The sequence below is a fragment of the Bacteroides sp. OM05-10AA genome, from assembly GCF_003439055.1.
Lineage (GTDB): Bacteria > Bacteroidota > Bacteroidia > Bacteroidales > Bacteroidaceae > Bacteroides > Bacteroides intestinigallinarum.
In genome coordinates, this window is sequence record NZ_QSUR01000013.1 from 28,290 (window position 1) to 50,496 (window position 22,207).

Consider the following 22,207-nt stretch of genomic DNA (forward strand, 5'->3'; position numbering starts at 1 on the left):
CCGATACTTAACTACATTTCACGATACATTAATAATTTCACCAGATTCTTCAATTCTTTTTTTCTGTCTTCCGCAACAGCTACCGCTGCCAGGCTTTCCATAGCGAGCGTATAATATTCACGCATTTTGCTTTCACAGATATTGCGGATGTTCAACTGATTATAGATTTCAGTTACCGCTTCGATTTTTTCAGAAGGTTGAAAAGCCTCCGCATTCAACCAACGATTCAATTCAGTATGCTGCTTTTCATCTGCACGGTTCAGTGCTTTGATAAGCATATATGTTTTTTTATTGCAGAGGATGTCTCCACCTATCTTCTTCCCGAACACTTCCGGATCACCATATACATCCAACAAATCATCCTGCAACTGGAATGCTACTCCGATATGCATTCCAAAATTATATAGATTCTCTGCATCTTCAGCAGTCGCTCCTGCCAGAATTGCACCTATTTTAAGACTACCCGCAAGCAACACAGCTGTTTTCAAACGAATCATTTCAATGTATTCGTCTTCTGTGACGTCACAGCGAGATTCAAATTCCATATCCAGTTGCTGTCCTTCACAGATTTCGAGTGTAGTCAGGCTGAATAAATCCATCACTTCTTTCAGGTGTTCCGGCGGACAACCCGTCATATACCGAAATGCCAGAATCAGCATAGCATCTCCCGAAAGTACAGCAGTATTATCATTCCAGACCTTGTGCACCGTAGGTTTCCCTCTGCGCACATCCGAACGATCCATCAAATCATCATGCAACAAGGTGTGATTGTGATAAACTTCAATTGCAGTGGCAGGATCGTATATAGACGCAACATCCTCCCGATACAAGTTATATCCCATCAACATTAATACAGGACGTATCCGCTTCCCACCCAGAGAAAGGATATATTCAATCGGTTCATAAAGCCCTTTCGGCGTCCGGGTAAACTGGATTTCAGAGATATGATTATTTATCTTATCGAGTAATTGAGAAGCTGTAAACATGATGAATAAAAAAATTAATGAATAAAAAGAGGCTGCCGAAAGCAGCCTCCCAATTTATAGTGTTACAAATTACTGCAATCTAAACATCACAGGAACCGTAAATTTAACACGTACCGGTTTTCCGCGCTGCATACCTGGTTTCCACTTCGGCATGGTATTAATCACACGGAGGGCTTCTTTATCCAGATAGGGATCGACGCTACGTACAACTTTCGCATCTACGATACTACCGTCTCTGTTAACAACGAACTGTACGATAACACGACCTTGAGTTCCGTTTTCCTGTGCGATAGTCGGATATTTAATATTTTTTGCCAAATACTGCATTAAAGCTGCCTGGCCTCCCGGGAAGTCCGGCATATTTTCTACAACCTCGAAAATAGTCTGTTCTTCCGGTTCTTCTTCAACCACTTGTACAGGCACGTATTTTACTTCTACGCGGGCTTGATTATCCTCATTAATAATAGTTGTAGTTTCCTCAATTTCAGCCTTATCATCCACAATCTCCAGCAATTCTGCTACCTTTGGAGCTTCAGGTGGTGGTGGTGCTGCCTGTTCCGGGGTTTCGGTAATAGGAATGATTTCCTCTTCAAACACAACATCGGCTACTGCCTGGCTTGTATCTATTTTCACGTCACGCTGGGTCCATTCGAACGCCACGAACATGAAAGCTAGAACTACCACGTAACCAATGAGCAACCATGTAGACTTCTTGCCTTCCAGGTCTGCCTTGGGTGATTTTTTAACTTCCATAAATTTATTAATATAATGATTAAAAAAAAGTGTCTTCCGTGTGTCTCTGGGCAAATATAGTACATTTTCATAGATTCATTCTCCTCTTTACCTCTTTTTATCCGGCTTTTTAACTTTTTTAATTCTTTCGTACTTGTCTTGTTCCTTTTAACGGCAAAGCTATGGTTGATTTTCAAATTTACCGTATCTTTGGCGGACAAATCAGATGAACTGAATATGAAAAAGATAACAATTGCAATCGATGGCTTTTCCTCTTGTGGAAAAAGTACAATGGCCAAAGATCTTGCCCGCGAAGTGGGTTACATTTACATTGACAGCGGAGCCATGTATCGTGCGGTCACTTTATATAGTATAGAGAACGGGATTTTCAACGGAGACGTGATCGATACGGAGAAACTGAAAAAAGAAATCAAGAACATTCGTATATCTTTCCAGCTGAATAAGGAAACCGGACGTCCCGACACGTATCTGAACGGCGTGAATGTGGAGAATAAAATCCGTTCAATGGAGGTTTCTTCCAAAGTGAGCCCTATCAGTACGCTTGACTTCGTACGTGAAGAAATGGTGGCGCAGCAACAGGCAATGGGAAAGGAAAAGGGCATTGTCATGGATGGCCGGGATATAGGAACTACCGTTTTCCCGGATGCGGAACTGAAAATATTTGTAACCGCTACTCCCGAAATCCGTGCTCAACGTCGTTATGACGAGCTGAAAGCAAAAGGACAGGAAGCCAGCTTCGACGAAATTCTGGAAAACGTGAAACAACGGGATTATATCGACCAGAACCGGGAAGTAAGTCCACTTCGCAAAGCTGAAGATGCTCTGCTTCTGGATAACACCCACTTATCGATTGAAGAGCAAAAGGAATGGCTTTTCGGACAATTTAATAAGGTAAGTAAATAGTTTGCTTTATGATCAAGGTAGAGATAGACGAAGGTTCCGGCTTCTGCTTTGGTGTGGTGACAGCCATTCATAAGGCAGAAGAGGAGTTGGCAAAGGGAGAGACTCTCTATTGTCTCGGAGATATTGTACACAATAGCCGGGAAGTGGAAAGGCTTAAAACGATGGGATTAATCACGATCAACCGGGAAGAATTCAAGCAACTGAAGAATACCAAGGTATTGCTTCGCGCACATGGAGAGCCACCGGAAACTTACATGATTGCCCGTGAAAATAATATAGAAATTATCGATGCGACCTGTCCGGTAGTATTACGTTTGCAAAAACGCATCAGACAAGGGTATCTGGCAGACAGTGACAAAGAAAAACAAATTGTCATATACGGCAAAAGCGGTCATGCTGAAGTGCTGGGATTGGTGGGTCAAACAGATGGAAAAGCAATTGTCATCGAAAAGGCAGAAGAAGCCAAAAAGTTGGATTTAAACAAAAGCATCCGTCTTTTCTCACAGACTACCAAGTCACTGGACGAGTTTCAGGAAATCGTGGAATACTTCAAGCAACATATTTCACCGGAGGCGACTTTCGAATATTACGATACTATCTGTCGTCAGGTTGCCAACCGGATGCCTAAGCTCCGGGAATTTGCGGCTACACACGATTTGATATTTTTCGTCAGCGGCAAAAAGAGTTCAAACGGAAAAATGCTGTTCGAAGAATGTTTGAAGGTGAATACCAATTCACATTTGATAGATAACGAGAAAGAAATAGATCCTTCTCTCCTTCAAAACGTAAATTCAATTGGCGTATGTGGTGCGACTTCTACTCCTAAATGGTTGATGGAGAAGATTTACAATCACATTCGGACGCTCATCAAAGAATAACAGCTTTATTCTGACAAAGAATAATAGCAAAGCAACATAAGGAAACGGCAAAGTAACATGAACGAATAAAAGGAAAGCGGAAAAAGGTCATTTGAACATTTTTAATGTTTTCTTCTTACGAAAAAAAACTTCATAACCACTGCTTTCAACTTTTTGTTGTACATTTGCCGCGTCAAACTAATTAATGAGAGATTGTTATATGGGAACAGTTAAGTGTATCGGAATTTTGACCTCCGGAGGTGATGCTCCGGGAATGAACGCTGCTATACGTGCAGTGACACGTGCAGCAATCTACAATGGATTGCAAGTTAAAGGTATATACAGAGGATATAAAGGTCTGGTTACAGGTGAAATCAAAGAATTCAAGAGTCAGAATGTGAGTAATATCATCCAGTTGGGTGGTACTATCCTGAAAACAGCACGTTGTAAAGAGTTCACGACTCCGGAAGGTCGTCAGTTGGCTTATGACAACATGAAAAAAGAAGGCATCGATGCTTTGGTTATCATTGGTGGAGACGGCTCACTGACAGGTGCGCGTATCTTTGCACAGGAATTTGATGTTCCATGTATCGGACTGCCGGGAACTATTGACAACGACCTTTATGGTACAGATACGACCATCGGATATGATACTGCATTGAATACCATATTGGATGCCGTAGATAAGATTCGCGATACAGCCACTTCACACGAACGTCTGTTCTTCGTTGAAGTTATGGGACGTGATGCCGGTTTCCTTGCGTTGAACGGAGCTATCGCTTCGGGTGCGGAAGCTGCCATTATTCCGGAATTCAGTACGGAAGTCGACCAACTGGAAGAGTTTATCAAAAACGGATTCCGCAAATCAAAAAACAGTAGCATTGTATTGGTAGCCGAAAGCGAACTGACAGGAGGAGCCATGCATTATGCCGAACGTGTGAAAAACGAATATCCGCAATATGATGTACGTGTGACGATTTTAGGTCACCTGCAACGTGGTGGTAGCCCTACCGCTCACGACCGTATCCTGGCAAGCCGCCTTGGTGCTGCTGCTATCGATGCTATCATGGAAGACCAACGTAATGTTATGATCGGAATCGAACATGATGAAATCGTTTACGTGCCGTTCAGCAAGGCTATCAAGAATGACAAACCTATCAAGAGAGATCTTGTTACTGTATTGAAAGAGCTTTCGATCTAATTTTTTTATTCTAAAGAGTTTATTTTTACTGATATATGACGACAAAGAGCGGTGAATGATGGGATAACCCCATTTATTCACTGCTCTTTTATTTATATAATGTGGTATAGAGATGAACTACAACTACATCACCGAGCACATTCACATATATTAATTTAGCGGTTCTTATTGTCAGACCATTATTTCATGATTTACCCTCCCGTATATCCTATCCGCCCAGTTTTACTTACCTTTCGTGACAGATCCCCATTAAACAAGCATTATACAGCCGTTATACTTCTATTATCCGGTAAGCATTGTTCAATCAAGATGCCGGTATTGGTAGTTCACCACGGCCGTGGTAAGTATTCGTCACGGCCGTGGTAGTATCCCACCACAGCCATGAAGAGATCTCACCACGGCCGTGACGAACTACTAATAGCGGCATCTTAACATAACTATACCGGCATCCTAACGCAACTATACCGGCATCCCAACGCAACTATACCGGCTACTCTCGTTATAAAACCTCACTTAATCAACCTTAAAACAAGCTACTTGATAAGAAGTCAAGCCTGACAATAAAAGTTCATATATTTTATTGTCAGGATATTATCAGCATCTATTGTCAGGATATATAAAATTGATATTCAACAACTTAAATACTATCCTGACAGATTGACGATAAAAAGAGTACAAATCATGATGTATTACCTAAACAAAACCATATGGTTTGCTCATAGCGCTATAGAAATGGGCAAAAGATGTTATTGCTGGCAATAATCTACCATTATGCAGCTTTTATTTCTTCGTACCTATGTTATTTTAGATTGCCTGATGAATTTCCTTATCCATAAATAATAGCCGGTCAGTGGTAATGCAGCTCCAATCAAAGCAGCAATAAAAGCAAGTATGCGGGTAAACATCCGTCCCCAATTGCCGACATGTACCGAATAAATCCAGCCGCGAATTTTTCCTGACTTGTCTTGATGTTGATAAAGACTTGTTTCCGTAAATTCACCAGTATCTGTATTGAAAGAATAACGGTCAGACGCACGCTGATTTCCAAAGCGGTCGAAAGACACACTTGCCGTACCGGAAGAAACACTAATTTGCTTATATTCCGGATTTTGATGCTTTAACTTATCATACACTTCCTGCCAATAAGCGAATGGCGAAGCCGCAGAATACCGATCACCGTGATTGTTTTCCAAACCCTCTCTTTTATCAGCACTTCGCCTACCATTTCCTCCCCTTTTCTTTTCCTGATTAGCCAGTCCGGTATTTCCTTTATGCTCATTATGCTTCTGTTCATTTCCATGGGAAGCCCGTTGTTGTACCTCTACCCCGAAAACTTTATAAAAAGCCGTCCGGTACCATGGAAAAGACCATGTCAATCCCGTCAGCGCCATAGCTAACAAAAAGATCAGAGCATACATTCCACCTGCCACATGTAAGTCATACCAGAATCTTTTCCAGCCTTTTGTTGCCGATATCTTCAGACTGTTTTTCAGTGCCCTACGTGTACGGGGCCACCAAATGACAATACCAGAGACCAGTACCACCACAAATAGCAGTGTACTGATACCTACAATCATCTTTCCCAAAAATATTCCTTCATTTCCCGGATTCATACTATCCAACAGCCAACGATGCATCCGGAACATAAACATAAAAAAGCCGCTGCGTTCTTTTTTACCTTTTATTTCACCCGTATACTGGTCTACATATAAAGAGGCACGGCGTGGTTTGGAAAGAGTGACCTGATAAGCCCGTTCGGGATCAGAGGAAATACTGACACCGGTCACAGATATACTATCCGGCAATGCAGATGCCACTTTTTCAAGCAACTTTTCGATAGGAACAGGTTCTTCCTTCACCGTTTCCACGTAGTAAAGATCGTGACAAGACAGTTCATTCACTTCATCCTCAAATACCAGCATCGCACCGGAAAAACAGATCAGAGTGATTATCAACCCGAAAGGGACGGAAAGCCATAAATGTATCTTTCTGAATATTTTCTTCATGTTTTCATTATCATTCTTGAAAAGCCTGCAAGGCTTTCCGCTCGGCAGGCTTTCATCTTTAAAACTATTTTCTACTAAACCAGTATTTATTTAGAAAGATATTCCATCTTACCTACCGTAGTAATGGCATCAGCATTTACCGTCAGGCCTTTGACTGCTTTACCCGTCTTTGCATCAATCTTATAGAAAGCCGGTTTTTCGCCGGTAGTCACAGTAACCGCCATATAAGCATAACCATTTTCTCCATAAGGCTCACCGCCAAACTTACCATCAGCCGGCAAACCTGTAACGGGTATAATTGTTTCATCTTCTGCCTTGAACACCGCCAATTCACTGACATCGGCATCTTTACCATCCTGAATCATATCTTCCGCACCGTTTTTATACAACTGGAGCAGGAAATAATCTTCAGAAATATGCCAGCAACGGAAAATCGGATGACGAGTTCCTATTTCCTCAAAGTTCACATAATAATCCGGATCGAAAGCTGTTGCGCCTGCTTTGATACGCATCACACCGGAAGGTTTCTGCCCCGTTACCTTTTTCAAATCGGCAGACGAAACAGCCGTACGTCCATATCCGGGAGAGAATACATACACATCGCCATTATCAGCAGCCCAGATAGTCTGATAATATTGTGAACGCATACGGCCACATGCATAACCTATTTTATCTGTCGTAGCAATCACCGGTGTCTCGTTGAAATTAGTACCACTATAAATTGCGACATAAGCATGATCGGGATATTGTGTAGAGGGAATGACACCAGCCGTATAGGCACCGCTGCCGCTACCGCCATCAGTTTTAGTCACAAGTTCCTGATCCGTCACTTTGTCCGGCCACTGTTTAATACCGTATTTACTCATACCCATCGGAATCACCGACGTATAAATCTTGTTGTTGGCTTCAACCAAACCTGCCCATGAAACTTTTTCGCCGTTACCCAAGAAATTTTCGGCAAGCAATGTACCTTCTTCCTGGGAACCATCCGTCGCATCCAGATAGTTAAACAATAAAGCTTGAGCCACATTCTGGTCCTCATCCGTTATATTCGAATCTCCGGTAGAAACGGTCACTACTTTATTTCCCCAGGTTCCATAAGATGTGATACGGTTATAAGTATAGGTATATTTTTCTTTCATTTTACCATCGGCACCCAGATAATAAGAAGCTCCCGTACCCGCTCCGCCTTTATTATAAACTAAGGCAAAAACATAATCCAATCCTTTATACACCCAATATGTACCGCCAATCACTTCGGTTCCATTCCCCTGGGTCGACACCGTTCCCTCATCCAAAGAATTGGCCACCACCAGATAACTGGCTTCACCGGATGTGGCAGCAACCACATAGGCCGTATTTCCATCGATCGCAGGATTATCTACCGGATTATTATCATCATCGCAAGATGCGACAAACACACCGCTACTCAAACAAAAAGCTGTAGCAAAAGCCTGTAATAAAAACTTCTTCATATATTCTTTATTATTGATTTATACTAAAAACTTACTCTACCTATTTACCGAAAAATACCCTGAACTTTCCATAGAATGCCCGCCCCGCTTTTTGCAGACTAAAATTGTCGAATAACCGGGCATCTGTGAAATTCCGACATTCAAATGATACATTATAACGTCCGTGTTTCATTGTATAGGACAAAGACAGATTATGAGAGAATTGTTCCGGCACTATATTTTTTGATTCTTTATCTCCCAGATTCTCCCAATAAAGAGGAAAATCATGTTGCCAGTAGCTATCATACCCTATGCTCAATACATTTCCCTTGACAAACAAGTCGTTCCAATAGAAATTAGCGTTGATATTGGCATAACGATAGGGAAGATTGGGCATGCGCACCTTATAGTGCATACTTTCCTGCAAAGAAGAGCCTGCCAGATATTTCTCATAATCGCGGGTATCAATACTATTGAATGTTCCTCCTATATCAAACCAACGTGAAAAGCTATACAGTAATGACAGATTATATCCTTTCGTTCTCACATGACCGTGGTTCTCATAATACCCGTAACTGGTTCCTCCCAGCACATCCAATCCTCTTTTTATGTAATCTTTCGTATCCCGATAGATCAGACCGGCCTCGGCATACAGTCCGTGCCTGCCAAACTGGTGATTATAACTGAAACTCAAATTGATATTGTCGCTCTTCTCCGGTTTCAGGTTTATTTTGCCGGCTTCAAGGTCTTCATCTCCAAACAGCTCGTCTGTCGTAGGAAGCCGGAAAGCCTTCTCATACGATAGCTTCACCTGCAGGTCCTTCCATAGAAAATACGTACCCGCTGCACCATATCCGAGGGAACTTGCGGTATTGGACAGGTTGATATAGTTGCCTATACCATCTGTGTTTTGTGACACCGGTCCCTTGTTGTATTGCCGGTAGTACTTGGCAAATGCAGAAACATTCCACTTTTCCGATGGCATCAGACGATAAGAAAGTCCGCTGACATTCTTACGTGTAATCTTAGGTATAGTGAAATCCGTAAATTTGGAAGAAGAGCCTACCGTAGAACGACTTGTACGTTCAAAATCACTAATCACATGGCTGAAAGTAAATGTATGCGCCTGTCCGATATGATAATTCATCTTCAGTGTTCCATTCCAGTTTTTATTTTTAGATTCACTATTCTGATAAGATTGTTCTCCCCGGCTGCCCTTTTCATAGAAATCTCCTCGCCAGTTATAAGCCCGGGAAGCTGTATCTACATTGTTGGTGATATTATGATTATAGTTGGCAGTAAATAGCAAATCCAGATTCTTGACGAACAAGTTCTTTTTATAGTACTCCAATGAAGGAACCAACGAATGTCCCTTGCGGAATTTCTCACCGAACACGACATCTTGATAAACGCCTGTCTGTATCTCTTTATAAAAATGAGAATAATTGAAACTCAATGCCAGTCTGTCCGCCCATTTCTTTCCCACCAGACCGATTTTTCCGATCACCGCTTCATTATGGTACTGATCGTTAAAACGCTTCAGATGATAAATTTTGCTTTTGTCGAGTGGCGGAAAACGTACGCTGCCGTCTTCCCGAATCTCAAACTCGCGTACATAAGTGTCCACATAGTAATCATTGTCCGAGAAATTCTGGAAAGCATTGACTTCATACATGAAACCGTTCTTGAATGTTTGTCCGAAACGTGCGTATGACTTATGAGTATTAAATGACCCGTAAGAATAGGAAGCGTCCATAAACCATTTTCCGGGCTGCTTGTTGGTAACGATATTCACAACGCCTCCAATGGCATCTGTTCCGAATCCTACCGGAACCACTCCTTTATATACCTCTATACGGTCTGCGAAATTAATAGGGACATTATTCAAATCGAATGCAGCACCGGCTCCCTCTTGTGGTATGCCATCAATGAATATTTTCACATGTTTCCCGCTGAAACCATCAATATACAATTGCATATCCGACCCTACTCCACCTGATTCGCGGAGCTTTACACCCGGCACTTTAGTCAGTGCGCCCGCCAAGGTCTGCGTACTGTTATGCAGTTTCTTCGCATCAATGGCTACCGCATTAAAAGCAGATTTATTCACACGACCGACACCGGATGTCGTAACTACCACCTCTCCCAACTCTTTTACTGCCGGAGCAATGGTGATATTTACCTTTATTTTTTCTCCCTTGCCCAGTTTTACTTTCTTTTCTACAGTCTGGTAGCCGATAGCTGAAACAACCAGGGTATATTCACCTGCCGTAGTTTTCAAATGATAAATGCCCTTTTCATCCGTATAGCAACCGTGATTGGTTCCTTTCAGATAGACCGTTGCAAAATCCACGACTTCCTTTTCCGTAGACATCACTCTACCCGAAATCAAACTGTTACGATGATGCCCACGTTGTGAATATGCTGATACGGAAAACAAGAACACTAGAAAAACCAGAAAATACTTATTACTCATCTCCTTTTTACCTTTTTACTTTATACCTTTTCATCGCTCTAAAAGCGATACAAAGGTAAGTAGAAAGAAAAGTGCAAAACAATCCCTATCTTTCGGTAAAAATAAGACAAGATAAAAGAGATATATAGATATGCGCAATACCTATATATAAGTAAATACTACTTCAGCCAGCTCGCCAACGCACGTTCCGTCACCTCCCATAACTGTTCTTTCCGCACATGATTCGTGTATTTATCAGACAAGTTTTTCCGGTGGTTATTGACATACAGTTGTCCTGTCACGCCTGCTTCCTTTTCATCCAACAATAAACCGACTGCCGTAGAAGCTCCCTTCTTCGGTTTGCGGATAAAAGGACGGAAAAAAATATCCGTCAACGGATCGAACCACTTGTGCATCGTAATGATATTAGTAGAAACAATTCCCGGATCAGCGGCATTGACGGTGATTCCTTTCTCACTAAGCTGCCTGGAGAGTTCGAAAGTAAATAGTAACAAAGCCAGTTTGGTGTTACTGTAAACAGGAATTCTCCAAAAACGCCCCGTTTTTCCTCTGTGAAAGAAATCGGGAAAATCGAGTTTACCGATTGCGTATGTACAAGAAACCATATTGACGATACGCGCTCCACGCACCATCAGCGGAACCAATTTCCGGGTAAGCAGATAAGGTCCCATATAGTTCACACTTACCGTTCGCTCAAACCCATCAGAAGTAGTATGAAAACCTGTCTCCATCGTTCCGGCGTTATTCATTAACAGAGTAATGGGAAGGTTTCTTTCCAAGATACGGTTGGCAAAAGAAACTACCGATTGCATGGAAGATAAATCAACAGCCATTACTTCCAAATACGAGTTTTCGGTTTCCTTGCTCAAACGTTCGCGAACAATCTCCGCTTTCTTCGGATTATAACATGCCATTATGATTCGATAACCGGCTTTGGCTACGGCACGTGTTATTTCTGTCCCCATTCCTCCGTCTGCACCGGTGATAATCGCCCATTTCATTTCACTCATTTTTTCTCCAATTTATCAATCTCCTTTTGCAAAGATAAAGGGATTTGTTCTTTCAAATGTTGATGACAAGCCATTTCTATCGTATACATACGACCGATGCAATAATTACTATGTCCACAGTTGCAGCGTGCCTGTTCCTCCTTTTTCATCCGGTTTACAAATCCCGGTTCGTTGAGCAAAGCTCTCGCCATCTGCACGGCATCAAAACCGGAATCGAGCACTTCATCTATTTTCTGACGGGAAACAAGACCACCGACATAAATCAGCGGCGCATTCGGAAGAGCTGCCCGGAATTTTAGTGCATCTTCAAGGAAATATGCTTCTTTAAAAGGTACAGTGGGTATCATCCATTTACCAAACATACGAACCCCATATTTCAACCACCAGCAATTCATATAGTAAGACATCGAACGGATCGGCATGGCACCCCGCATCACATACATCGGTGCACGGCTCACAAAGCCTCCACTCAACACCAATCCATGAACGCCATGTTCCAATAGACGTTTGGCCACTTGTATCGATTCGTCAATCTCCATGCCTCCTTTGAAACCGTCACGCATATTCATTTTCACGAAAACAGCCATATCATTGCCTGCCGCTCTCATCACTTCTTCCATCACCAAGTCCATAAAACGCATCCGGTTTTCGAGCGAACCACCGTATTCATCTTTCCGATGATTGGTATATGGAGAAAGGAACTGACTAATCAAATAACCATGTCCTGCATGTACTTCAACAGCGTCAAATCCTGCTTCTCTCGCCAGATTGACTGCATTTCCATACGCTTGTGCCATTTCCGGCAACTCCTCCTTTTCCATTCCACGCACAAACGTAGGAGAGTAAAGATTAAAACCCGAAGATGCGGATATAGGAGTGACACCACAAATATTTCGATGGGACATATTTCCACAATGGCCGATTTGTATACCCACTGCTGCACCTTCATCGTGCACAGCTTTTGTCAATTCATGCAAACGGGGAATAATAGACGGGCGCAACCACAACTGACGGTCGAAAGAAAGTCCGCTTTGCGTCACGGCGGCATAAGCCACTGTTGTCATGCCCACTCCTCCTGCAGCTACCGAACGATGGTAATCCAGCAACATCTGCGTAGGAGTATTGTCCGGGCACATGCTCTCAAAAGCTGCCGAACGGATTGTTCGATTCCGCAACGTCAAAGGGCCAAAAGTGACCGGGCTAAAAAGTTTAGATTCCATAGTAGTTATATTTATTGAGTCATATTTAAGTCGTGATGAAAAGTGCCTCTAATACCTAATAAAGGAAAGGAAACACTCGTTTCCGTTCTCCCACCGCATCTCCGAATTCTTCGCGATAACGGCACCAGATGGCATTGGCACGGGGAACAAGGTTAGCAATCGTCCACCAAAGGAAAACAAGTCCGGAAAGTGAACAAGTGAGTATCGCCCATCCTGCCCATTCTACTATTTCACCGAAATAGTTGGCGGAAGTGACATAACGGTACATTCCTTTTTGAGGCAAATAATGCCGGGTATCTCCCGGTTTGCGCAAGTGCCGGATGATATAATCCGAATGCCAGTTCGTCAGCATACCTGTAAAAAAAAGCAGTGTACCTATAATAAACCACGGTGAAGTGAACCAATCGGATTGATACATCGTTTCGGGAGCAAGATAAAAGATCCATTTACCTTGCATATAGCCATTCAGCAAATTAAAAAGAACACCCATCGACATGATTGCCAGCGGCATCTTACTTTTCCCCGTCAGTAACAGAGGAAAAATGAAAGCACGCTGAAAGTAGTGAATCTGGAAAAACAGGAAAAAAGTGAAGATCACCGGTTCAAACCGACGCTCGGAATATATCCACATTACGGACATCACCAGGAAAACCGGAGCTTCCATCAATATCCAGGCTAGTTTATTGGATATAGCTACGCCCCACGATGCCGTGCGGAAAATGCCATATCCGGCTTTCACAAAGTAAAGGGCGATAAAAACAACCAGGGCAATCAGGCTCATCACGCCCAGAAACAGATTAAAAGCATCTATATTCATGTCGATCTTTTTTTTGTAACACGCAAAAATAACAAAAATGAGACGAATGACAGTACAAAAAAGAGAAAGAATCTGAAATACATTCCTTTACAAATATAAAAACAGCATTCCCGAACGCATACCTGGAATTACCAGGCATACATCCGGGATCACTTATATATTCAATAAAAGGATTTGTTTTTATCAGCGTTTCTTGATTGGAATATAAGCCAAATCATCGAGTACATTCTTATAAGCCGGGCGGATAATTCGTTTGCCTTCGAAGGTCAATTCTTCATTACGGTGTGCACACCAGCCTACAATACGCGCCATAGCAAACAGAGGAGTGAAGATTTCCTGCGGTAAGCCGATCATTTCATACACGAAGCCTGAATAGAAGTCAATATTGCTGGATACTGTCTTTCCGTTGTTTTTAACACGTCCGAAAGTAGCGATAGCACGTTCTTCCAACAGTTCGAGGAAAGCAAATTCGCTTTCTCTTCCTTTTTCACAGGCAAGGTCACGAGCCAATTCTTTCAACAGAAGAGCACGGGGATCGGAGATCGTATAAACGGCATGTCCTATTCCGTAGATCAGTCCGCTCTTATTATATACTTCCTTATTCAACATTCGGGTGAAATAAGTGTCTATCTCATCCACACTTGTCCAGTCTTTGATATTTTCTTTCAGATGCTGGAACATGTCGGCAACCTGAATATTTGCACCTCCGTGAAGCGGGCCTTTCAATGAACCGATACCTGCGGCGATGGCCGAATATGTATCCGTTCCGGTAGAAGAAGTAACGCGAACGGTGAAAGTGGAGTTGTTACCACCCCCATGTTCTGCCTGAAGAATCAGCAACAAATCGAGGGTACGAGCATCGAGTTCGGTATAATTTCTTTTCAGCATGTACAGGAAGTTCTCGGCAATAGAGAGTTTTTCCTGCGGATGGCGGATATGCAGAGAACGTCCGAAAGTAGCATGACGAAGCATATTGTACGCATAAGCAATGATGGTGGGGAATTTCGAAATCAGTTCAATACTCTGGCGCATCAGGTTATCTCGGGAAGTATCATCCGCATTCGCATCAAAACGGTACATTTCGAGCACACTGCGTGAAAGAATATTCATGATGTTGTTTCCTTCCAACTCTATGATATTCATTTTTGTCTTCTGCTCCAACGGCATATTGTCGTTAATCAAATCACGGAAAGAAAGCAGTTCTTCTTTATCCGGCAGACGTCCGGAAAGCAACAGGTAAGCCACTTCTTCAAAACCAAAACGTTTCTCTTTGATAATGGCATGCGAAATATCTTCCACATCATAACCACGATAGAATAATTTTCCCGGTATCGGTTTCAGTCCACCACCCGGAATACGTTCATAGCCTACTACATTACCGATTTTGGTTAAACCTACCAATACACCCGTGCCGTCTTCATTACGCAATCCGCGTTTCACATCAAACTTTGGGAACAATTCATTATCAATCCGGGTAGCTTCCTTCATCTCCTCGGAAAGTTTGTAAATCAGGTACTCTTTTTTCATCTTTCTTCGTTTTTTATTCGTTACTTTTATTTTTCAATTCTTTCCACGATCTCACGAGTGAAAGCGGAAGTAGAGAGGGAGGTTCCATTCGGCATAAAACGAGCTAAATCGTGTGTAGCGCGAGCGTCCAGGAAGCTTTGTTCCAAGGCTTTCTCTATCAGAGCAGCCGCTTCTTTCCAATCAAAATATTCGAGCATCATCACTGCCGAAAGTATAATAGAACAAGGGTTCACCACATCTTTTCCCGCAATATTGGGAGCTGTTCCATGAGTCGCTTCAAAGATGGCATGTCCTGTTTGATAGTTGATGTTTGCTCCCGGAGCAATACCGATACCGCCTACCATAGCTGCAAGTTGATCGGAAACATAGTCTCCATTCAGGTTCAAGGTAGCTATTACGGAATATTCTTCGGGAATCAGGAGTGTATTTTGCAAGAAAGCATCGGCAATGCAATCTTTTATCACCAGTCTGCCGTCTGCCAAAGCATCGGCAAATTCACGTTGTGCCAGTTCGTAGCCCCATTTCTTGAAACCACCTTCTGTGAACTTCATGATATTTCCTTTATGCACCAGGGTTACAGAAGGTAAATGATGATCGAGTGCATACTGGCAGGCAGCACGTACCAGACGTTCGGTACCCTCACGTGATACAGGTTTCACACCGAAAGAGGAGGTTTCCGGGAAACGGACTTTTGTTACTCCCATTTCGTCTTTCAGGAATTTATAGAACTTTTCAGCTTCCGGAGTACCGGCTTCCCACTCGATACCTGCGTAAATATCTTCCGTATTTTCACGGAACACGCACATGTTCACTTTTTCAGGTGATTTGACAGGCGACTGTACTCCCTGATACCAACGGACCGGACGAAGGCAGACATATAAATCAAGTGTCTGACGCAGCGCTACATTCAACGACCGGATTCCACCTCCGACAGGAGTTGTCAACGGCCCTTTGATTCCTATCAAGTATTCCTGAAAGGTTTCCATTGTTTCATCCGGCAACCAGGAACCTGTTGCATGGAAGGCACGTTCTCCCGCCAACACTTCTTTCCATTCGATCCGACGTTTGCCGCCATAGGCTTTCCGGATAGCTGCATCCACTACGGCTTGCATGGCAGGAGTCACTTCCGCTCCTACTCCATCACCGGTAATATAAGGTACGGTAGGCACATCAGGCACCAGCAACGTACCATCTGTTTGCATGGTTATCTTGCTCATTTTTTATCTTGCATTTAAAGCAGAACCGGCACGGAACCAGGCTATCTGCTGTTCATTATATGTATGTTGTACTTCAAAACTTTCTTTCGTTCCGTCTTCGTGATGAAGAACAATCGTCAAATTACGACCGGGTGCGAAATGGACTAAACCTACGACTGACAGAAGATCATGTTCCTGAATCTTGTCATAATCCGCCTTGTCTACAAAAGTAAGAGCAAGCATTCCCTGTTTCTTCAGATTCGTTTCGTGGATACGGGCAAAACTCTTAGCCAGAATGACACGCACATTGAGAAAGCGCGGTTCCATGGCTGCGTGTTCACGGCTGGAACCTTCTCCATAATTCTCTTCGGCAACAACTATAGACGGAATACCTTCAGACTTATACATTTTTGCCGTACCGGAAACTGTTCCATAAGTATTTGTTGAACGATTCCAAACGCTGTTCGTTTCACCGTTAAAAGCATTGACAGCTCCCATCAGCATATTGTCGGAAATATTCTCCAAATGTCCCCGGAAGCGGAGCCACGGACCTGCCATAGAGATATGGTCGGTAGTACATTTGCCTTGTGCTTTAATCAGTAAAGGCATATTCAGTAAATCCTGTCCGTCCCACGCCGGGAAAGGCGTCAGGAGTTGGAGACGTTGAGAATCAGACTTCACCTTGATTTCCGTTTTTGCTCCGTGTGGGGCAATATATCCCTCGTTCCCGGATGTAAAACCTTTCAAAGGAAGTTCATCTCCTACAGGTTCGGATAGTTTCACCTTTTCTCCGTCATGATTTACCAGTCTGTCTTTCAACGGATTGAAGCAGAGGTCACCAGCAATCGTTAATGCCATCGTCAGTTCCGGAGAAGCTACAAACGCATAGGTATTCGGATTACCGTCAGCACGTTTGGCAAAGTTACGGTTGAAAGAAGTAACGATTGAATTTTTCCGTGTCGGATCGTCCGTCTCGCGTTTCCATTGACCGATACAAGGGCCGCAGGCATTTGCCATAATCGTGGCGCCCAACTGTTCAAAAGCTTCAATCATACCATCTCTTTCGGCAGTAGCCCGGATTTGTTCCGAACCCGGATTGACAATCAACGGAGCAGCGACACTCAAGTTCTTTTCAGTGACCTGTTTTGCCAGAGAAGCCGCACGGCTCAAATCCTGATAAGAAGAATTGGTACATGAACCAATCAAGCCCACCTCCATTTTGCGAGGGTAGCCGTTCAATAACACTTTTTCTGCAAATTCGGAAATTGGAGTAGCGGCATCCGGTGTAAACGGTCCGTTTATATAAGGTTCGAGTTCCGACAAATCTATTTCAATCACACGGTCGTAATAGTTGGATGGTTCGTCGGTCACTACATCATCCGCACGAAGATCGGCATCGACAGCTTCAGCCCAATCGACTACACAATCTCTGCCGGTAGCTCTCAAATAGGCAGCCATGCGCCCGTCAAACGGAAACAGAGAGGTAGTAGCCCCTACTTCAGCACCCATATTACAAATGGTAGCTTTCCCGGTAGCAGAAAGGGATTCGGTTCCGGGACCAAAATATTCGATAATAGCATTCGTTCCTCCTTTTACGGTAAGAATGCCGGCCAGTTTCAGGATTACATCTTTCGGAGATGTCCAACCACTTAGTTTTCCGGTCAGACGGACACCGATAATTTTCGGCATTTTCAGTTCCCATTCCATTCCTGTCATCACATCCACTGCATCCGCGCCACCGACACCGATAGCTACCATGCCCAGTCCGCCTGCATTAGGAGTGTGAGAATCCGTTCCTACCATCATACCTCCGGGGAAAGCATAGTTTTCGAGTACTACCTGGTGGATAATACCTGCTCCCGGTTTCCAGAAACCGATGCCATAACGGGAAGATACATCACGAAGGAAGTCATATACTTCTTCATTGGTCAATCTTGCCGTAGCAATATCCTCCTTTGCACCTTTGTACGCCTGTATCAAGTGATCGCAATGTACTGTTGAGGGCACAGCCACCTGATCCTTACCTGCATTCATAAATTGAAGCAATGCCATCTGCGCAGTCGCATCCTGCATAGCTACACGGTCGGGACGGAAGTTCACATAATCTTCTCCCCGTTTGTAATCTTTTAAATCGGTTACATCATACAGATGAGCATACAAAATTTTCTCGGCCAACGTTAAGGGGCGTTTCAATATAGCCCGTACGTGTTCTACCTTTCCTTTATAAGCAGCGTAGAAAGCTTCTAACATAGTCACATCATATACCATATTGTTTTATCTTTTATGAGTCTATCTATAAAAATAACGAACGGCGTTCGAGTAATGTTTAACAAAATGAAATATTTTTTCTACCCGGAACGAAGATTTGTTACCTTTGCGCCTATTATGAGTAATAATCCGAAAAGTCCAATCATCGACCTTCAGCAACAGCAACTCCTCCTGCGGATGGAGTATGAATACGAGAAGGAAGAATTTAAACGGCAGACCGAAACAATGGGCGTTGCCCGTAAAGTGAAACGCGGTCTCTGCTGGTATCCCGTCTCTCTTGGCCGAAGTTACTACAATTCTCTGAATCAGCTTGTAATAGATATTACACGGACCGAAAATAAAGAAATAGAGCATTCCTTCGAGTTCGGCCGTCCCGTCTGCTTTTTCCACCAATCATTCGAAGGAAAAGTGAAGTACATGAATTTCATCGCTACTGTCAGCTTTGCGGATGAGGAGCGAATGGTAGTTGTACTTCCCGGAGCGGGAGCTTTAGCGGAACTGCAAACTGACGGCATACTGGGGGTGCAACTTTATTTTGACGAAACATCCTACCGGGCCATGTTCGAGGCACTGGAAGACACCATACGAGCTAAAGATAATCGTCTGGCAGAACTGCGTGATATTTTGCTTGGCACACAAAAACCGGGATTCCGGGAGTTGTATCCTGTCCGCTTCCCCTGGTTGAACAGCACACAGGAAACAGCTGTCAACAAGGTACTCTGCACGCGTGATGTATCCATCGTTCACGGTCCTCCGGGAACCGGAAAAACAACGACTCTTGTCGAAGCGATTTATGAAACATTGCACCGGGAACCGCAAGTGCTTGTCTGTGCACAAAGTAACACTGCTGTCGACTGGATTTGTGAGAAACTGGTAGACCGGGGAGTACCCGTACTCCGCATCGGAAATCCTACCCGGGTCAACGACAAAATGCTATCATCCACCTATGAACGTAGGTTTGAAAGCCATCCTGCCTATCCGGAACTTTGGGGAATTCGCAAATCTATCCGTGAAATGGGTAGCCGGATGCGCCGGGGTAGTTATTCTGAACGGGAAGGTATACGTAATCGCATGAGTCATCTCCGCGATCGTGCTACGGAGTTGGAAATACAAATCAATGCCGATCTTTTTGATAGTGCCCGTGTGATTGCTTCTACGCTAGTCAGCAGTAGCCATCGTCTGCTCAACGGGCGTCGTTTTCCTACTTTGTTCATTGACGAAGCTGCTCAAGCGCTCGAAGCTGCCTGCTGGATTGCCATCCGCAAAGCAGACCGTGTCATCCTTGCAGGAGATCATTGCCAGCTTCCGCCAACTATCAAATGTATAGAAGCAGCTCGTGGAGGACTGGATCACACGTTAATGGAAAAAGTGGTTCAGCAAAAGCCTTCTGCTGTCTCTTTACTAAAGGTACAGTACAGAATGCACGAGGCTATCATGCAGTTTCCCTCCGACTGGTTCTACCACGGAGAACTAGAAGCTGCCCCGGAAGTGCGCTACCGAGGTATTCTTGACTTTGACACTCCTATGAACTGGATTGATACTTCAGAAATGGACTTTCACGAAGATTTTGTAGGCGAGAGCTTCGGACGCATCAACAAGCAGGAAGCCAATCTATTACTACAGGAACTGGAAGCATATATCGAACGTATCGGCAAAGAACGGATACTGGATGAAAGAATTGATTTCGGCCTGATTTCACCCTACAAGGCGCAAGTGCAATATTTGAGGGGAAAGATCAAAGGGAGCAGCTTTTTACGTCCCTTCCGCAGCCTCATCACCGTAAACACGGTAGACGGTTTTCAGGGACAGGAGCGAGATGTTATTTTCATCAGTCTTGTACGTGCCAACGAGGATGGGCAGATTGGATTCCTGAATGATTTGCGACGAATGAATGTAGCGATTACAAGGGCACGAATGAAGCTTGTTATATTAGGAGATGCCTCCACCCTTACCAAACATCCTTTCTACAAAAGACTGATGTTATTCATTAAAAAGGAGGATTAAATACTTAATCCTCCTTTTAACAAAGTGCACTTTCTCACGAAACCACACTTCGTTTTAACACAAACAAAACAAACAATATTTTATTTCACATCAGTACTATTCTTTATTTAAGAAGTCAAAAAATGACTTTTACTTCCAATATACAAATACAGATCTCAAAAAGAAATATCAACTTCCACAAAGGTAAAACACACTAAATCACCACTTCTGATAAATCAAAAGCAGCGTTATTCGTTTATTTATTTAGTGATGTTAATCATTCTTCAGGGCTGGTTAAATTAATTCATACTTCTCGTTTATTTTATCTGATGACGCAAAGATAAACATAAACTTGCATTTTTTGTCCATATAATCAATATATTTTTGAAAAAAAATTAGGGAAGCCTCATTTGTTCATTTCTAAATCTCTTTTTAACAAAAAAAGGGAGAAAGCAAACAGCCCTCTCCCTTTTAATAACTTGTATAATTTACCCAGCTTAATTGTTTTCCGGACGAAGTTTACGAACAGTTACAGCAGTCTGCCACATTTCACTTTCACGCAGCTGACGGAGCTCTTCATTCAATTTTTCACGATAATCAGGTTGTGAATTGCTGTCGATAGAAATCTGCGCTTCGTTACCAGTCTTCACGCTATTATACAACTTTTCAACTACCGGCTTGATAGCGTCGTGGAATGGGCCCATCCAATCAAGAGCACCACGTTGAGCAGTAGTAGAACAGTTAGCGTACATCCAGTCCATACCGTTCTTTGCAAACAACGGCATCAATGACTGTGTCAGTTCTTCTACTGTTTCATTGAATGCTTCAGAAGGAGTATGACCGTTTTCACGCAATACTTCGTATTGTGCCAGCAACAAACCTTGGATAGCGCCCATCAATGAACCGCGTTCACCTGTCAAGTCAGAAGTAGCTTCACGTTGGAAAGTTGTTTCAAACAGATAACCGGAACCAATACCGATACCCAGTGCGATGGTTCTGTCCATTGCTTTGCCTGTAGCATCCTGATAGATAGCATAAGAAGAGTTCAAGCCACGTCCTTCGAGGAACATTGTACGCAAAGAAGTACCCGAACCTTTAGGAGCAACCATGATAACGTCGATATCAGTAGGAGGAACTACACCTGTACGGTCGTTCCAAGTGATAGCAAAACCATGTGAGAAATAAAGAGCTTTTCCGGCAGTCAGGTAAGGTTTGATAGTAGGCCATACAGACATTACTGCTGCGTCAGACAACAAGCACATTACGATAGTACCTTTCTCGCAAGCTTCTTCAATGCCGAACAAAGTTTCGCCCGGAACCCATCCGTCTGCTACTGCTTTATCGTATGTTTTTCCTTCACGTTGACCAACGATTACATTGAAACCGTTATCACGCAAGTTCAGTGCCTGTCCAGGTCCCTGTACGCCATAACCGATTACAGCAATTGTTTCATTTTTCAATACTTCACGAGCTTTTTCCAATGGAAATTCGTCACGGATTACTACAGTTTCAGTAGTACCTCCAAAATTCAACTGTGCCATTTTCTTTTT

At 43.2% G+C, this 22,207-nt stretch carries 16 protein-coding genes; 4 read left to right on the forward strand and 12 right to left on the reverse strand.

The window, feature by feature from the left end; all coding sequences use genetic code 11:
• Window positions 1-11 precede the first annotated feature (11 nt).
• Together DXB58_RS12000 and DXB58_RS12005 are read right to left on the reverse strand one after the other, a co-directional pair.
• Window positions 12-986, reverse strand: a complete 975-nt coding sequence (locus DXB58_RS12000) for a polyprenyl synthetase family protein (RefSeq protein WP_122136863.1) — start codon at window positions 984-986, stop codon at window positions 12-14.
• Between the two features lie 69 nt (window positions 987-1,055).
• Window positions 1,056-1,739, reverse strand: a complete 684-nt coding sequence (locus DXB58_RS12005) for an energy transducer TonB (RefSeq protein WP_122136864.1) — start codon at window positions 1,737-1,739, stop codon at window positions 1,056-1,058.
• Between the two features lie 216 nt (window positions 1,740-1,955).
• Between DXB58_RS12005 and cmk the strand changes: the two genes are divergently transcribed.
• The 3 genes from cmk to pfkA all read left to right on the forward strand — a co-directional run bounded on the left by cmk (window position 1,956) and on the right by pfkA (window position 4,700).
• Window positions 1,956-2,642: a (d)CMP kinase gene (gene cmk, locus DXB58_RS12010; RefSeq protein ID WP_085931522.1), complete on the forward strand. Its 687-nt coding sequence runs from the start codon at window positions 1,956-1,958 to the stop codon at window positions 2,640-2,642.
• Between the two features lie 8 nt (window positions 2,643-2,650).
• Window positions 2,651-3,520: a 4-hydroxy-3-methylbut-2-enyl diphosphate reductase gene (locus DXB58_RS12015; protein ID WP_122136865.1), complete on the forward strand. Its 870-nt coding sequence runs from the start codon at window positions 2,651-2,653 to the stop codon at window positions 3,518-3,520.
• 199 nt (window positions 3,521-3,719) lie between these two features.
• The gene (pfkA, locus tag DXB58_RS12020) at window positions 3,720-4,700 is read left to right on the forward strand and encodes a 6-phosphofructokinase (protein WP_004297914.1); all 981 of its coding nucleotides are present in this window, start codon (window positions 3,720-3,722) and stop codon (window positions 4,698-4,700) included.
• A 794-nt stretch (window positions 4,701-5,494) separates the two neighbouring features.
• Here the strand turns inward: pfkA and DXB58_RS12025 are convergent.
• From DXB58_RS12025 to DXB58_RS12065, 9 genes are all read right to left on the reverse strand, one after another.
• Window positions 5,495-6,706 carry a PepSY domain-containing protein gene (locus DXB58_RS12025; protein WP_122136866.1) on the reverse strand — a complete coding sequence of 404 codons (1,212 nt, stop codon included), beginning with the start codon at window positions 6,704-6,706 and terminating at the stop codon, window positions 5,495-5,497.
• Between the two features lie 86 nt (window positions 6,707-6,792).
• Entirely contained in the window at window positions 6,793-8,181 is a 1,389-nt protein-coding gene (locus tag DXB58_RS12030) for a DUF4374 domain-containing protein (RefSeq protein ID WP_122136867.1), read from the reverse strand.
• A 40-nt stretch (window positions 8,182-8,221) separates the two neighbouring features.
• On the reverse strand, window positions 8,222-10,636 hold the full coding sequence (locus DXB58_RS12035; protein WP_122136868.1) for a TonB-dependent receptor: 2,415 nt from the start codon (window positions 10,634-10,636) through the stop codon (window positions 8,222-8,224).
• A 158-nt stretch (window positions 10,637-10,794) separates the two neighbouring features.
• Complete coding sequence (locus DXB58_RS12040) at window positions 10,795-11,646, reverse strand: SDR family oxidoreductase (RefSeq protein ID WP_122136869.1); 852 nt, start codon at window positions 11,644-11,646, stop codon at window positions 10,795-10,797.
• A complete protein-coding gene (locus DXB58_RS12045) occupies window positions 11,643-12,866 on the reverse strand; it encodes an NADH:flavin oxidoreductase (RefSeq protein WP_122136870.1) in 1,224 nt (407 codons plus the stop codon). The genes DXB58_RS12040 and DXB58_RS12045 overlap by 4 nt, the downstream gene beginning before the upstream one ends.
• Before the next feature lie 55 nt (window positions 12,867-12,921).
• Complete coding sequence (locus DXB58_RS12050; RefSeq protein WP_122136871.1) at window positions 12,922-13,683, reverse strand: DUF1295 domain-containing protein; 762 nt, start codon at window positions 13,681-13,683, stop codon at window positions 12,922-12,924.
• A 183-nt stretch (window positions 13,684-13,866) separates the two neighbouring features.
• Window positions 13,867-15,210 carry a citrate/2-methylcitrate synthase gene (locus DXB58_RS12055; protein ID WP_122136872.1) on the reverse strand — a complete coding sequence of 448 codons (1,344 nt, stop codon included), beginning with the start codon at window positions 15,208-15,210 and terminating at the stop codon, window positions 13,867-13,869.
• Window positions 15,211-15,236: 26 nt separating this feature from the next.
• Entirely contained in the window at window positions 15,237-16,427 is a 1,191-nt protein-coding gene (gene icd / locus DXB58_RS12060; RefSeq protein ID WP_032853484.1) for an NADP-dependent isocitrate dehydrogenase, read from the reverse strand.
• Window positions 16,428-16,430: 3 nt separating this feature from the next.
• Window positions 16,431-18,674 carry an aconitate hydratase gene (locus DXB58_RS12065; RefSeq protein WP_122136873.1) on the reverse strand — a complete coding sequence of 748 codons (2,244 nt, stop codon included), beginning with the start codon at window positions 18,672-18,674 and terminating at the stop codon, window positions 16,431-16,433.
• A 66-nt stretch (window positions 18,675-18,740) separates the two neighbouring features.
• Here DXB58_RS12065 and DXB58_RS12070 point away from each other — a divergent pair, with 66 nt between their 5' ends.
• Window positions 18,741-20,678: an AAA domain-containing protein gene (locus tag DXB58_RS12070; protein ID WP_233527284.1), complete on the forward strand. Its 1,938-nt coding sequence runs from the start codon at window positions 18,741-18,743 to the stop codon at window positions 20,676-20,678.
• A 476-nt stretch (window positions 20,679-21,154) separates the two neighbouring features.
• On the opposite strand, the gene ilvC is transcribed toward DXB58_RS12070, so the two are convergent.
• Entirely contained in the window at window positions 21,155-22,198 is a 1,044-nt protein-coding gene (gene ilvC / locus DXB58_RS12075; protein WP_122136875.1) for a ketol-acid reductoisomerase, read from the reverse strand.
• Window positions 22,199-22,207 lie beyond the last annotated feature (9 nt).